Source organism: Amycolatopsis sp. NPDC054798 (assembly GCF_053611505.1).
On sequence record NZ_JBSHAM010000002.1, the window covers coordinates 51,289 to 66,286 of the forward strand.

General features: G+C 69.0%; 2 protein-coding genes. Both read left to right on the top strand.

What is annotated here, in order from left to right; translation table 11 throughout:
* Positions 1 to 14,466 carry a WXG100-like domain-containing protein gene (locus ACWGIC_RS01750; protein WP_452073966.1) on the top strand — a complete coding sequence of 4,822 codons (14,466 nt, stop codon included), beginning with the start codon at positions 1 to 3 and terminating at the stop codon, positions 14,464 to 14,466.
* On the top strand, positions 14,456 to 14,965 hold the full coding sequence (locus ACWGIC_RS01755) for a type VII secretion system-associated protein (protein WP_452073967.1): 510 nt from the start codon (positions 14,456 to 14,458) through the stop codon (positions 14,963 to 14,965). The genes ACWGIC_RS01750 and ACWGIC_RS01755 overlap by 11 nt, the downstream gene beginning before the upstream one ends.
* The last annotated feature ends 33 nt before the right edge of the window (positions 14,966 to 14,998 follow it).

The window sequence follows — 14,998 nt, forward strand, 5'->3', positions numbered from 1 at the left end:
ATGAGCCTCATGGTGGACCCCAGCCTGAACTGGGTGTTCTACATCATCGCGGGCGACGCCTGGCCGCAGGGCGACGAGGACAAGGCCCGCGAACTGGCCGCCGAATGGGACGAGGTCGCGCAGCAGATTTCCGCCGCCGGCACCGGTTTCAGCCAGTTGGCGGAACAAGTGGTCGCCAACGTCGGCGGCGACGTCGCGACCAATTTCGCCGACTACGCCAACAAACTCAGCACCATGGGCGCCGGTTTCTCCTACCGGGCCCAGCAGCAGGCCGCCGCCCTGCGCGAATACGCGCTGAATGTGGAGAACGCCAAGTACGGCATTCTCATCTCCATCGCCGTGACCGCCGCGGATCTGATCTGGGCGATGACGAACCCGTTCACCGCCCCGCTGATCCCCGGGATCTGGGCCGCCGGGCGGACCGCGGTGATGCAGATCGAACGCTCGCTGATGTCGCGGCTGATGAGCCTGCTGTCGAGGGTCGCGCGAGAGGCCGCGCAGGAAGCCGCGGAAGAGGCGGCCGAGGAAATGCTGGCCGAGTTCATCCAGATCGCGCAGGGGAACCGGGACGGCTTCGACTGGAAACAGATCGGCCAGAACGCCGCGCTGGGCGCGATCGGCGGCGCGTTCGCGGCGGGCGCGCACAGCGGTTTGGGAAAGTGGGGCCACAACGTCTTCGGCGCGGCCGGGGTGGAAGCGGCGACCGAGGTGGTCGTCGGCCTGTCCGGGGCCGGGCTCTTCGGCGGTGATCTGGACAGCCTGGGATGGGGCGCGCTGAACGGCGGGCTGAGCGGTGCCGCCACGCACGGCGCGCACCACGCGGGCCAGAACCTGCACGACAAACTCACCGGCGGCGGGAAGGACGGCGGCGGTGAGGGGCGGGGTCCGAACGATCCCGGCGGGGGCGGCGGGAATGGGAACATCAAGGTGGATCCGGTCAACGGGCCTGATGCGCCTGGCGGGTCCCGTGGTTCCGGTGGTTCTGATGGCGTCGGCGGCTCCGGCGGAGTTGGCGGGTCCGGCGGTTCCAGCGGCTCTGGTGGGTCCGGCGGCGTTGGCCCCCATGGTTCCAGTGGCTCTGGTGGCTCCAACGGCACTGGCGGCTCCGGCGGCGTCAGTGGTCCTGGTAGCTCCGGCGGCGCTGGCGGTTCCCATGGATCCGGCGGCCCCAATGGGTCCAGCGGCGCCGGTCCCGATGGCTCCAGCGGCTCTGGTGGCTCCCATGACTCCGGCGGGTCCGGCACGAATGCCCCACCCCGCGACGGCCAGACCAACTCCCACTCGCCCGGCAGCAACTCCACCGCCCCGGGCAACCAGCCCCCGGCGAACAACTCGACCGGCAACTCCTCTTCACCGGGCAGCTCCCCCTCGACGGGCAACCCCACCTCGACGGGCGGCTCGAACTCCCCCGACGGCTCGACGAACGGCAGCTCCTCAACCGGCAGTCCGAACTCCGCGAGCAACTCCCCCTCAACCAGCGGCCCGAACTCCGCAAGCAACTCCCCCTCAGCCAACGGCTCCAACTCCGCCTCCGGACCGAACTCCGCGAGCGGCCCCGACGCGACCACCAGCCCCGGCTCCGCGACCGGCTCGCACTCGACGAGCGGCAGCACCCCCACCGGCGACCAAAACCCCGCAAACAACTCAAGTTCGGCGAACAGTCCCGCCCCCGCGAACAACCCGCAGTCAACCGGCGGCGCCAACTCCCCAGACAGCAACTCCGCGGGCAGCCCGACCTCGGCGAACCCCTCCGCCCCCGCAGGCAACCCGAACACGCCCGTCAGCAACGACTCACCCCACGACGCCACCTCCGCCAGCAACAACACCCCCGCTGGCAACTCCGATCACCAGACCAGCCAAGCCGACAGCGCCAACCACAACGCCCCAGCCACCGATTCGCACAACCCCGCAGCCAATCCCGGCACCGCGAACCAGCCCGGGACCGCCAACCCGCCCGGCGTTCAGAACTCGATCCCGCCAGCCACCAGCAACCAAAGTGCCAACCCCGGCGCCGTCACCGGCAATCAGGGAGCCAACCCGGCCACGAATCCCCAAGCCAACCCAGGCTCCGGCCCCACGCCCCAGCCGGGCACGAACTCCAACCCTGCCCCCGGAACGAATCCCCACCCGGGCCCCGCCACCCAAGGCACCGACCACACTGCCCCGCCCCCGTCCACACCGAACTCCGTCAAGACCGAAACCTCCGCCCCGCCCGACACCGTCAGGCCGCAAAACGCGACCCCAGCACCGTCAACGCCGGACGCCGTCAAAACCGCAACCCCACCAACCAGTTCCATCCCCGCCAACCCGAACGTCCAGCCCCTCACTCCACCCGGCGACCCCCTCGCGACCAGCGGCAACCACGCACCCACCCCGCAGCACGACACCGGCCTCCCCGGCTTCAACGGCAACCAGAGCGCACACCCCGCAACCCACCCCGGCCCGGTCAACGTCTCCTCGAACCCGACGAGCCAGCCCACCGCCCCGAACCCGTCCAACCCAGCATCCGCGACGAACGGCACCATCTCCCCGAACCCGTCGCCCGGCCCGAACGCGACCCCCGGGACCACCCCGCCTCCCGACTCCGTCCGCACCCCGAACACCAACCAGCCCCCGACGACCACCGGCCCCGCCACCACCCCCAGCCCGAACCCGAACACCTCTGCCTCGACGAACCCGGCCGCCACCCCGGAGTCCAAACCGGTACCGCCGCCGACGTCGGCCAGCGTCAAAGGCATCGACTCCACCCCGGGCCCCGCCCCGAAAACCACCGTCGACGGCCCCGCACCGACCCCGTCGCACGCCTCGAACACCCCTCTCACCGCACCCGCCAGTCCCAGCCCGACGACGGACGGTCCAAGTCCCGACCAGAGCACCATCCCGAGCCCAGCCGCCAGCCCGACCACCAACCCCGCCGCCAACTCGAGCCCGGCCATCAAGCCCAACCCGGCCACTACCCCAGCCGCCAGCCCGAACCCGGAAACCGGCCCGGCCCAGGACCAAGCCGCCCACCCCCCTGCTGACGGCCCGAACCCGAAGCCAGGCCCAAACCTCAACAGTGCCCCCGGCTCGAACCGGAACCTTTCGGCCAAGTCCGGCCCGAGCCCGACGTCGAACCCCAGCCCGTCCCCCGCCGCCAGTCCGAAACCCGCCCCCGGGCCAACCGCGGGCAACCCCGCCTCGCCCAAGAACGACCGAACACCCGCCCCCACTCCGGCGAAGCCGATCAGCACCACCCCCACCCCGGCCCCACGCCCCGGCGACAACACCGCCCCGCCCCCGAACCGCACCCTCCACACCCCCGTAGCCGCGCCGAAAAAACCGGCAACCCGCACCCTCCACACCCCCGTCGCGGCCCCGAAAAAACCAACCCCCGCCCCGAACACCGGCCCAGGACCGAACGTCGGCAAGCACCCCCCGGTCACCGGCGGCAAAGCCGACTTCGCCCAGCACCACAAGAACTTCAAATACACCGTCGTCCACGAAACCGGGATCATCGGCGACCTCGGCGCCCGCAACGAAAACAACCAGAACAGCATCGGCGTGGTAGCCACCGTCGCCGCCACTCCGGACGACAACCTCCAAACTATCGCCGAGAAGTACTCCACCGGCTTCAGCGGGAACTCCTCCGACGGACGCTTCGCCCTGGTCATCGGAGTCAACGGCACCCCAGGCTCAGAACAAGCCATCAACCAGAAAATCCAGCAATTCCAGAACACCTGGGACAACCGTTTCCCGGTGGCGATCATCGGATTCACCTGGAAACACCCCAGCAACCCGGTCATCGACCAGAAGACCATCCCCTACGGCGGCATCCGCGAAACGATCGCCCGCAACCCGGTCACCGAAAGGCTCACCGCGCAAATCCGCGAAGCCGGCGGCGACAACGAGGTCTACCTGCACACCGGAGACGCCGACGTCCATTCCCTCACCACCCGCACCGGCCCGCTTTTCGACGCGGCCGACACCGCGGTGCAGCAGAACCCCGAGGGCCCGCCCGAGCTGATCAGCGGGGGTTATCACGTCCGCCCGGACGACGGGGACCTCGCCAACCGGGCCGCGCAGCTGGATCTCGACGTCCGGCAGGCGCTCGCCGGAGTCGATTCCCGGGCGGTCTATTTCCCGGAGCCGAACACCTTCGTCCGGATGCCGGGCAACAAACTCGAGAACGACGCTACTTTCGGCACCAAGAACCCGAACACCGGCAATTTCGATTACGGGGCCAAAGAAGGCCAGGGCCTCGCCGATTCGGTCCTGGCACAGCGCAATCCGAGCTGGCAATACAGCGATCACCCGACCGCGATCGCGAAATTCACCGCCGACCTCGCCATCCAGACCGACGGCTCGCGCATCGCCAGCAAACTCGGCACCGACCCCAACGGCATCACCGCGCTCACCCAGAGCCATGCCAACGAGACAACCTGGTCCGACCAGATCGGCCATTACCTCGGCAACCACACGACCCTCGACCCGAATCTGGCGAAGATCGCCGCGAAAGCCGCGTTCCACGGGATCACGGCGAGCGGGCCGACGCCGAACCGGCCAGAGGTGTTCTCCGACGTCATCGCGAACCTGCCCAAGAACGAGCGTGCTTCGCTGGTCAAGGGCATGAAGGAGAACGTCGAGGACGGCAAGAAGCTCGCCGGCCTGACCCTCGCCACCCGCCAAGCCCTCGTCGACAACCTCAGCGGCAGCCGTCCGCAGAACACGCAGACTCCTGCCGCCGCGCCCCGCAACACCGGTCCCGCGAAGCCGGAACCGAAGCCGGACCGGGCGAAAACGCTTCCGGGGCCCCAGGACTGGAACGGACGTCGCGACGGAGCGCCGGTCACGAGGTTCTCCTCGGAGCGGTTCGACCCGATCAAGAAGATCGCCGAGCAGTTCGCCGGGAACCGCGCGGGGCTCAAGGGCGGGCAGCTCGCCGGTGCGATGGCGCACATCCGGTTCGACGTGCGCCGGTTCGAGATCGCGCCGGGCCAGTGGGTGCGCGAGCACACCATCCCGATCGACCTCACCTCGCACTCCGGCTCCGTGTCGCCTGAGCAGCGGGAACAGTTCGTCCAGGACCTGCGGGACCACCTCGACGAGTGGGTCAACCAGACCTCCCGGCTGCCCGGCGGCGACCAGCTGCACGTCCGGCTCGACGTCCGCGTCGCCGACGACATCCACCCGGACGACACCAGCTGGCAGGCCGACCCGAACCGGCGGATCCCGGTGAATCTCCACGATTCCACTGTGGACCCGGAAACCCCGGACACGAACCAGCTCAACTGGGACGTGCACGACTCGGCCTTCGGTGTCACGCACGAGCTGATGCACTTCCTCGGTCTCGGCGACGGCTACAAGAACGACGAGATGCTGTTCAACCGCGGGGACCAGCCCGGTGTGATGGGCCCGCACGCGTGGCACGATTCGCGGCTCACCCCGGGCAACCTCGACCAGCTCGAGCAGGTGTCCAACACCGCGAACATCCGCGACCACCACCTCGGCGACGCCCCGGCGCCGAACCCGCCACCACACCAGGACGACCACCGTTCAGAGCCCGAACCGGACGGCAAACCGAGCCTGCACACCCCCATCAAAGCGCCCGAACACAACCAGAACGACGCCGTCCTCGTCGCCGACGAGCAAACCGAAGAGACGCCCGACAACCGTCCCCTCTCCGAGCGGCTGCCCGAGTTCGTCCGCGACGGCAAAGCGCTCGGCTCCGTCGTCCCGGTCGATGTCCGCGGTGCCAAGGACGTCGGAACCAGCATCGAAAACCTGATCCACCGCCTGAACCCGAAACAGGAGAACCCGCCGCGGACGCACGGGATCGACGCGATCACCGAATCCTTGTCCGGCCCCGAGTTCGAGTCCTTCATGGGCGACGGCCGCAAGTCGATGGTGCGGGCGGGCGAGAAATGGTACGAGGTGCACGTCACCGCGGAGCCGGACTTCAGTTCCGTCAACGCCGACCAGATCACAAAGCTGCCCCAGCCGACCATCGGCGACGTCAAGAACGAGGTCAAGACCACCCACGCGAACCCGAACACCGACACCACCGCGAACGTCGTCGGCACCTCGTACTTCGGGTTGTTCCCGGCCGGCCCGTACGCCTCCGTCGGCGGCACCGCGCAGCTCGCCAGCCCGTCCGCGGAGCACACCGGCACCACCACCGGCACGGACCAGCGCGTGATCCGCACCGCGGGCGACATGCAACGCGCCGACGCACCGGTGACCTACCGGATCACCGTACGCACCGAAACCGGCGGCCTGGTCGGTTCCACAGTGGACGGCCAAGTCGGACTGATCCTCTCCACCGACCTGACCAACCTCAACCAGGAAAAGACCGCCGGGCCGGCGGAGCCGGAACCCGGCTGGGCCAAGAAGATCGAGTTCCTCTCCCCCGAGGCGGTCGACTTCGACGAGAACGCGCTGTTCGAGAAGGTAAGCAAAAACCTGCATCCGTCGGTGACGAAATTCGGTGCTCCGGGACGCACCTCGCTGCGGGAATTCCTCAGCCGCGGCGGCGTGCGCAGCGTGCTCGGCACCGCGATGCAAGGCAGCCCGGTGGTGTCGAACGACCTGCTCAGCCCGCACGGCGCGCACCGCGATGCCGTGCAACTGACCGCACGGCCGACGCACGTCGAGTATCTGGGCACCATCCCCGGCGACAGCGAACTGCGATTCAACGATTCCGCGGTGAACGGCGGCAGCACCACCGTCTCCTCCAAGTACGGCGGGGAGGTGAACGCGATTTTCGGCGGCGGATCCTATGTGCCCGGCGCGGTCGGCGGCGTCGGCGGGGTCAGCGGCAGCTATTCCCGGAAGGTCAACCAACAGTCCACCAGCGGCACCAGCTTCACCAACAAGTCCACAGTGAACGCGAAGGGCGACATCGGCCTGTACAAGGTGACTGTCGATCTCGACGTCACCACCTCCTCCGGGGAAAAGACGACCATCCAAGCCACTTCGTACACGCGGATGGGCTTGCCCGAGGCGAAAGCCCAGGGTCTTCCGGTCCCGAAGAACACCCCGGCGAAGTTCAAGCACGTCGGCGCGCGTTACGAACCGCCGTATCTCGCCGCGGCCATGGCGGCGGGCACGGCCCGGCCAGGATCGTTCGAACCGGCGACCAGGGTCCAGCCGCAGATCGAGAACGCGCTGCGGAACCTGCCCGGCGCGGACAAGTTCCTGCCCCGCTGGGACAAATTCCAGAGCGACAACCAAGGCTCCAGCCGCGACGTCGCCGACCGGTTCGCCAACCTGCGCAAGATCACCTCGACGTTCTCGGTCGCCTCGCTGCGGGGCAAAATGGACAGTCTGTTCACGCAAGGCGTTTCAGCGCAACTGAAGCGGCGCGGGCTGTTCACCGACGAGTACCTCAATATCACCGTCAAGGCGAAGCCAGGGCCAGGCCGTCACCTCGGCCAGGCGGACGGCCGTTCGGTCAAGAATAGCAACGAAACGAGCCCGTCGCTGACCAGCGCGACCACCACCGAGCGAGGCTGGTCGGTCGGCGTCGAGGGCCGGGTGATCGTTCCGGGCGCCACGGCGGTCGCCAGCCTCGGCATCAGCCCGACCGTGAGCCCGCTGCAGTATTCGGACACCCGGACGTGGAAGAACTCCGGCGGCCCGACGGTGACCACGACGACCGGCAAGGGCGGCAGCCCGGATTCGCAGGTGTTCGAACACGACGTCGAGTTCGAGGTCGAGATCACCAGCTACACCCGCCAGCGGCCGTGGGTGCGGCGGCTGACGCCCGGCTCGCCGTTCCGGGTCACGCCGAAGGTGTCCACTGTGGCCAAGACCGGCGACCCGGATCTGCCGCCGATCTCCGGAAAAGTCGATTTGTGGATCAACGACGGCGCCGCGCTGACGAAGGACCCGTCCGAATTCAAGCCGGGGAAACCGGGCGTCGTCTCGATGACTCCTCACGAAACCCCCAGCATCGACGACCTGCTTACCCAGCAGCAGAATCAGACGACACCGAAGTTTCTGCACGTGGAAGCGTTCGCCAACACCGAAGCCCTGCGGGACGAGGCGTTGCGTCAGCTCCAGCGCGCCGCCGGCGGTGACGCGGTACTCGGTCTGTCCGGCAGCGAAGCGCGCGCCCGCGTGGACCGGATGTTCTCGCCGGAAAACTTCCGCGGCTTGACACCGAAGCTGCTGAAGCAGGGCGGAACGGCGAACGGATTCCGTTACGAACGCCGGGTGGCCGACCGGGTGGGCGGCCTCGGCATGGGCATTTCGCTGAGCAATCCGAAGCTCGTCGCGGTCTCGGAAACCGGCGGCGGCGACCGGACGTACTCCGGCGGCTCGAAGGCCGGTTACGAAGGCACGCACAAACAATCCGTCGAGGCCAACGTCCAGCTCGGCCTCACCGTGCGGCCGACCGGCAACGACACGCACGGCCAGGGCCAGCTGTTCGGCACCGCGAAATGGAGTCCGTGGCAGCGCAGCTCCGGTTCGTCCCACGAGATCACCGCGAGCGTCGACCACACCAACCGGTCCTCTTCGGACAGTCGCACCGTGCTGGTCCAATACGACACGAAGGTCCGGCTGATCGCGGAAAGCCGCCAGGAAGGCCTGGTCAACGGGTCGATCTCGCGAGCGGGAGCGGACGTCCATCTCCCGGGTTCGGTCTTCGTGGCGATGAGCGAGGACGAGGCTCGCGCGGAAGGGCTGCTGCCGCCGGTCGAGCCGCGCACCCCGGCTCCGGGCAAGCTTTCGGCTCCACCCTTGGTCGGCGGCAAATCCAGTTCGCTCGGGTCGGCGGTGCTGGAGGACGCGCCCAACCTCACGAAGCTGGTGCAGGACGCCCGGCAGCAGCTGGGCAAGCTCGGCGGCAAGCTGCTGCCGAAGTCGGTGCTGGACGATTCGATGAACAACCTCCAGCGGACGCTCGACACCGCGTCCCCGGAGGCGGTCACGTCCCTTGTGGACAGCGCGCTGGACGGCGGCGTGTCCCTGCTGGCGCAGGATCCGGGCGTGCTCTGGACGGACAATTACCAGGTCCTGCTCAAAGCGAAGATCCTCGACACGCAGTTCCTCGACGTGAAGCACGACGGCAGCGAAGTCGATCACGTCGTCAACGCGACCCGGACGGACAAAGAGAATTCCGGGCACGGTTCGTCCTACGGCGGGCAGGTGCGCGCCGCCGGCCGCGGCCTGTTCCAGGACAGCCAGCCCAAGGTCAGCGGCTACGACGGCGCGTATCTGGGTGCCTCCGGGACCCGGGCCAAAACCGATCAGACGGTCGAGAACAAGACCACGACCACGGCGTTGACCTCGTCCTCCAGCGGTCCCTCGGCGAGGTACCGGCACCAGGTCCAGTTCGAACTGGTCGTCGCCAGGGACGGCCGCACCTACCCGGTCGCTTCGCAAGAGGCGACCGTGACCTCGCGGTCGTCCGCGGACGACCAGCGGATCTCCGGCGACGAGCAGTACCACACCAAACTGTACGGATCGAAGACGACCGAACTCACCGCCGCCGAGTCCGCTCCGGACCGTCTCGCCGCCTGGCAGCAGGAGGGTTTCGGGCCCCTGCCGAAGTCTTCGACCGTCGAAGGACTTCGCGGCGCCGCGGACGTGCGCGCCGCCGCCGTCCGCGCACTGCGGCTGGCCGGCGCGGGCAACGGCCTCACCGGGCCTGGCACCGGCGCGCACAACACGCTCTCGTCCTCGATCACCAACGAGACGCTGCAAGCGCATCTCCCGGACATGGCCGGCAAACCGTTCGCGACTCCGGACCTGCACTCCTCCGCGGTGACCGGCAGCAGCCACGCCTCGGTGAAGATCTACACCCGCGTGGTGAAACCGGATCTGGCCGGGCTGAGCGATTCGGTCAAACTGGAGCGTTCGGACCAGTCCGGGTCCACTTTCACCGGCGAAGCCAAGGAAACGGTCACCGGCGAGCACCTGGGCAACCTCGGCAACGGCGGAATCACCGACCCGGGCCGGAACACGCATTCCTGGGGCGGGCTCGACGTGCGCAACCCGGTGGGCCTGAGCGATCCGACGTCGAGCACCGCCGCGGCGCAGCGGTCCGTCGTCGGCAAAGACAAGGGCCGGACCGGCCTGGTCGGCTTCGACGTCGAGTACCGGATCGTCGCGACGGTCGACGGCAAGACCGCGGCGGTCGAGGTGCGGGTGCCGCAGTCTTCGCGGACGCGGATGAGCGAAACGGACCTGGAACAGTCGCTCGGCGAGCCGTTGCCGAAGGCGCTCGCTTCGGCACAGGACAAGGTGAAGGAAGCCGCCGAGAACTGGCGTACCGCGGAAGAAGAACTCGAAAAAGCTCAGCGCGATTTCGATGACGCGTGGCTGTCCGAAAACGACAATGTGCGCACCACGACCGACGGCGCGCGCGGCCTGAACCTCCCGGCCGACGGCAATCCGGTGCAGCAAATGCGGCAAGCGGTCCAGACCGCGCAGAACGAGGCGCGCGAGGTCGGCCAGGCACTGCGCGCGGGCAACGACGAAATCGCCCGGCTCAACGAACTCGACGAACAGCTTCTTTCGCTGGCTCTCGCCGAAGAGCCGGGTTCTGTCGCGCAGAGCGACCTGGTCGCGAAGGCGTGGGACACGCAACGGCAGACCCAGGAAATCCGGAACCAGCAGGCCGAACTGGTCCAGCAGCGGCAGGCCGCGCAAGACCGCGCCGCGGAGATCCTGGCCGTGCTGGACGACTACCGCAACAATCACGCCGACCACACCGCACGGCAGGACGACGCGAACGACCGGATCCGGCAGGCCCGGGAGAAGGCCGACGAAGCCCTGCGGAACTGGTGGCAGGCCAAGTCCGAAGCGGACAGCCAGATCGCCGCGCACACCTGGCCGCGTCCGCCGGAAAGCACCCGGGAAAGCACCCCGGAACAACATCGCGAAGGCACCGTCGAGGCGAACGACACCACGACAGTGTCCGGTTGGGACCCCGACACGGATCGCCCCTACGACTTCGACCCGTCCGAGATCCAGGCCCGCCAGATCACCGACAGCTCCGGTCGGGTCCGCGCCATCTCCTTCCTCCCGGCGAACGAGCACACCGAGGGCGTCGAACGGGACTGGATCGCCGACAACTCGGGTACGGTCAGCACGCTTCCGGAAGGCGCGACGCCAGAACGGATCGACCCGCTTCTCAAGCAGGCCAACGACAACGGGGCCACACCGGAACTGTCCGGACGCCGGTTCGGCGAATGGGCCGAGAAAACCGCGGCACCGTGGGACAAGGATTCCCTCTTCGTCTTCGCGCACGGCCGCGCGCAGTCGGTCAAGGTAACCCTCCTCGGCGGCCGGACGGTCCGGGTCGACGGGGATACGTTCGCCCGGATCGTGGCGCAAGCCGCCCCGCTGAGCCAATCCCGGTCGTCAGTCACGCTCATCGCGTGCAGCACCGGCGAGACCGACGGGCCGGGCGGCCTGGCCCACGATTTCCAGCGGGCGCTCAGCGAACTCGGCGGACCGTCCACCGTGCACGCGCCGACCAAACCCGCGTTGTTCGGCCGAGATTCGGCCACACTCGGGAAAGCCATCGGTGCCACGCACGGTTTCACCGCCGTCACCGATGGCGGCCATTTCCGCACCTTCGGCGGTCCCCCGGCACAAATCGGCACGGATTCCGCGCCACCGGAGGAAAGCCGCTACTCCGCACCCGAAGATCTGGTCGCCGACCTGCGCCAGACCGCGGTCAACGGCCCGCCGCCCGCGCCGCTGCTGGGACCGGACCTGTTCGGCCTGTACCGCGCCCCCGAACCGCCGGAATTCCTGCGCGGGCACGATTTCCGCGACCTCACCGCCGGACAGGGCATCAGCTTCCTGGACCTGCTCGACCTCGCCAAGGGCTACCAGCTCAGCCGGGAACACCTGGATCCCGCGCACCTGGACGACAATCGCGAATGGACCCTGGAGAAGGAACGGCCCGACGACCAGCTGGCCGCGTGGGCACCCGGCGACGTCGAACCGCTCGCCAAGACCACCTCGACCCCGCTGCTGATGCACGCCATCTGGCTCGGCGGCCCGCTCAAGGACACCGGCACCATGCACACGTTCCGCCGGAACTTCGGCGACGCGGCCGACCGCCTCGGCGACGGCATCGTGCCCGTGCTGTGGACCGACGTGCCGCGCTGGCAGACCGAGCTGGCGCTGACCACCGCGGCCCCGGAGGATGGCCCGGATCCGCTGCACGACGTCCGGGATCTCTTGCAGTGGGCGGCAGAGCACCGGGTGCAACTGGTCAATGTGGACGAAGTGTTCAACCGCGAGCATCCGATGCGGACACAGGAGTTCTATCTGTCCGAGCTGGCGAAGCAGACCGGCCCGGGTTTCGCGGCGGCGAGCGACATCCTGCGGCTGGAGCTGATGCACCGGTTCGGCGGCCTCTACACCGACGGCGACAACGTCGTGCACGGCCTGGACGACGTCGTCCGCGCTGCCGAATCCGACGCTGGCTACGCGGTGCACCGCGTCGGCGGGAACATCGCGAACTCGGCGTTCACCATGTCGAAAGGACATCCGTTCGCCGCGGCCTATTTGGACCAGCTGCGGGACAATTACGGGCAGACGCAAGCGAACCTGATGCCGCGCGAGGTCGACTCGCTCGGCCAGAACTTCTTCGCCACGCCGATGGGCCGGGTGCACCGGCAGTCGGTGATGTACCGCTCGGGCCCGGTCGCGATGACCGAAACGGCCCGGCGGATCGGGTTGAACTCCGCACTCGAACTGCCGGGCATGACCGAGGTTCGGATGAACAGCGACCACAGCTGGCTCCTGCCGCCGCAGGGCGATCCGGCTCCGCTGTCGGACCGGTTCGAGACGCTGGAACTGACCCAGCGCGTGATCCAGACACTGGTGCGCGGCCTGTACAACCGGGACGGCGACCTGCATCTGACCGCGGTCGAGCCCGCAGTGCGCCGCCACGACAATCCCGACCTGGTGTGGCAAGCGGCGTTGTCCTACATCGCGGCCGACCCGGAGCTGTCCGCCCTCGTCCGCACAGTCACCGGCCGCAGCAGCTACACCGGCAAGGTGCACGACGTCCCGCTGCCGCCCGCTGCCCGCGCGCTGCTGGCCATCGACGAAAGCCGCGTGCACTACCACCTTGGCGAGGTCCAGCGTGCCGCGACCCTGCACACTGCCGACGCGGTCCTGGTCGCGGATTCGCCCGCACCGCTGGAAAACTTGATCTCCGCCCTCCGTTCCGCAGACGGCCCGGTCTCGCCGATCGAAGTCACCGGGACCGGCCCGGACGGCCGAGCGCACGCCACCGCCGCGGCCCGCGAACTGGCCGGACGTCTTGCCGCCGCCCTGGGCGCCGAGGTGCTGGACCGCGTCCCGGTGAAGATCCGGGTGTCCGAAGGGGACGGTCGCGTCAGGATCTCCTTCCGCCCGCCCGCCGGCCCCGCTGTCGAGATGTCGACTGATACGCCGGCGCCGCAGGTGTTCCGCGGCCTGGACGACGGCCCAGCACCCGCGACGCCTCGGCCGTGGACGCACAACGGCCGCACTGTGGGGGTGCACTACGCACCGTCCGATGTGTCCGTCCTTAATGGATCGTCGCTGTTGACGACCGATCCGGCAGCTACCCGGGCCTTTACCGAGCAGCTGCGCACCGGCGGCACCGACCGTCCCGCCGATGCGGTCACCGTCCGGCTGTCCGCTGCCGAACACCCGACAGCGGACTATTTGCTCCGCGGCAGCACGCGGGAGCTGATGCTCGAAGAACTGGTGCGAACCGCTACGCACCGCTGGTGGTTCCGCCCGTCCCCGCCAACCGGGCCAATCGCGCTGAGTGACCGGGACGGCACCGCCAAACTGCTCGGCTGGGTCCTCGCGGAACTCGGCCGCGGCGAATCGGCGGCCTCGCTCGCCGAGGACGTCGCCCGGCACGAACGTCCGGACCTGATCTGGGCCGCGGCCCGCGAACTCGCCGCGCTGTCCCCTATCGGCGACCTCCAGCCCCAGGACTTGACTGAACAGCACGCCGTCCTGCACCTGCACGGCGTGACCGACGCCCTGCTGGGCAAACCGCACGCCGCCGCAGTGCTTTCGGACCTGGCTGCGGCAACCCGCGATGGCGCTGACGTCGCCCGAATCGCCGAGGCCGTGGAGATCCTGGACCGGCACGGTGCCTTGGACGCCATCCTGAACACCCCCGGCGGACGAGCAGTGCTGCTTACGGAAATCACGCGGATCGGCGACCAGCCCGATCCCGACGCTTATGCCCGAGACCTGGCCGCGATGCGCGACACCCCCGGCAGCCCCCGCAGGTTCCACCGGTTGAGCGTCGTCGGCCTGGGCTGGCTGGACCGTTGGCACACGGCCGCCGCCATCCGCCGGTACCAGGCGGAGGAACGCGAAGCGTCGGCTCGCCAGGCTGCTGAACTGGCCGAGCTGGCGGAAGTCCCCGCGATGCGTGATCAGCCAGTAGATTCGCGGGGCAGCCGCTCCACCGGACGCGAAGGAGGCACCGGCGATGTCCGATGACCAGTGGGTGCTGCTCGTCGACCCGGCCTGGACAGCCGACGGCGCCGAAGCCCCGAGCCCGCCGCCGCGGGCCGTGGTCGGCGGCTGGCTCGCGCGCGAGGACGGGACCGTCAGCCGCTTCGAGCCCAACCCCGCCTACGAACCGGCAGCGGAAAACTCCCCCACCGATCCGCTGGACGCCGTGCTCCGCCTGACCGCTCGCGGCGAAGCCGACTTCGACCAGCTGGCCACTGTCTTCCGCGAATCGGCCTTCGCGGTGGCCGTCGACACCGACGAATCCCCGCTCGTCGCCCCTTCGCCGGACAACATCCCGTGCCTGCTCGTCACGACAGCGCCCGCGCACCGCCGCCGGGTCCGCGCCGCGGGCTGGCGTCCGGCCGCTCCCGCCGATCTGCTCCGCCTGCTGAACGACTACGACGGCGTTGACCTGCTCCTCAACCCCGGGTCGCCGGGCTGCCTCCGGCTGCTGGCCGACAGCGTCCGCGAAATCGTCGGTTGACCAGGCTGTCCTCCAGCTAGCGCTTCGCCGCGC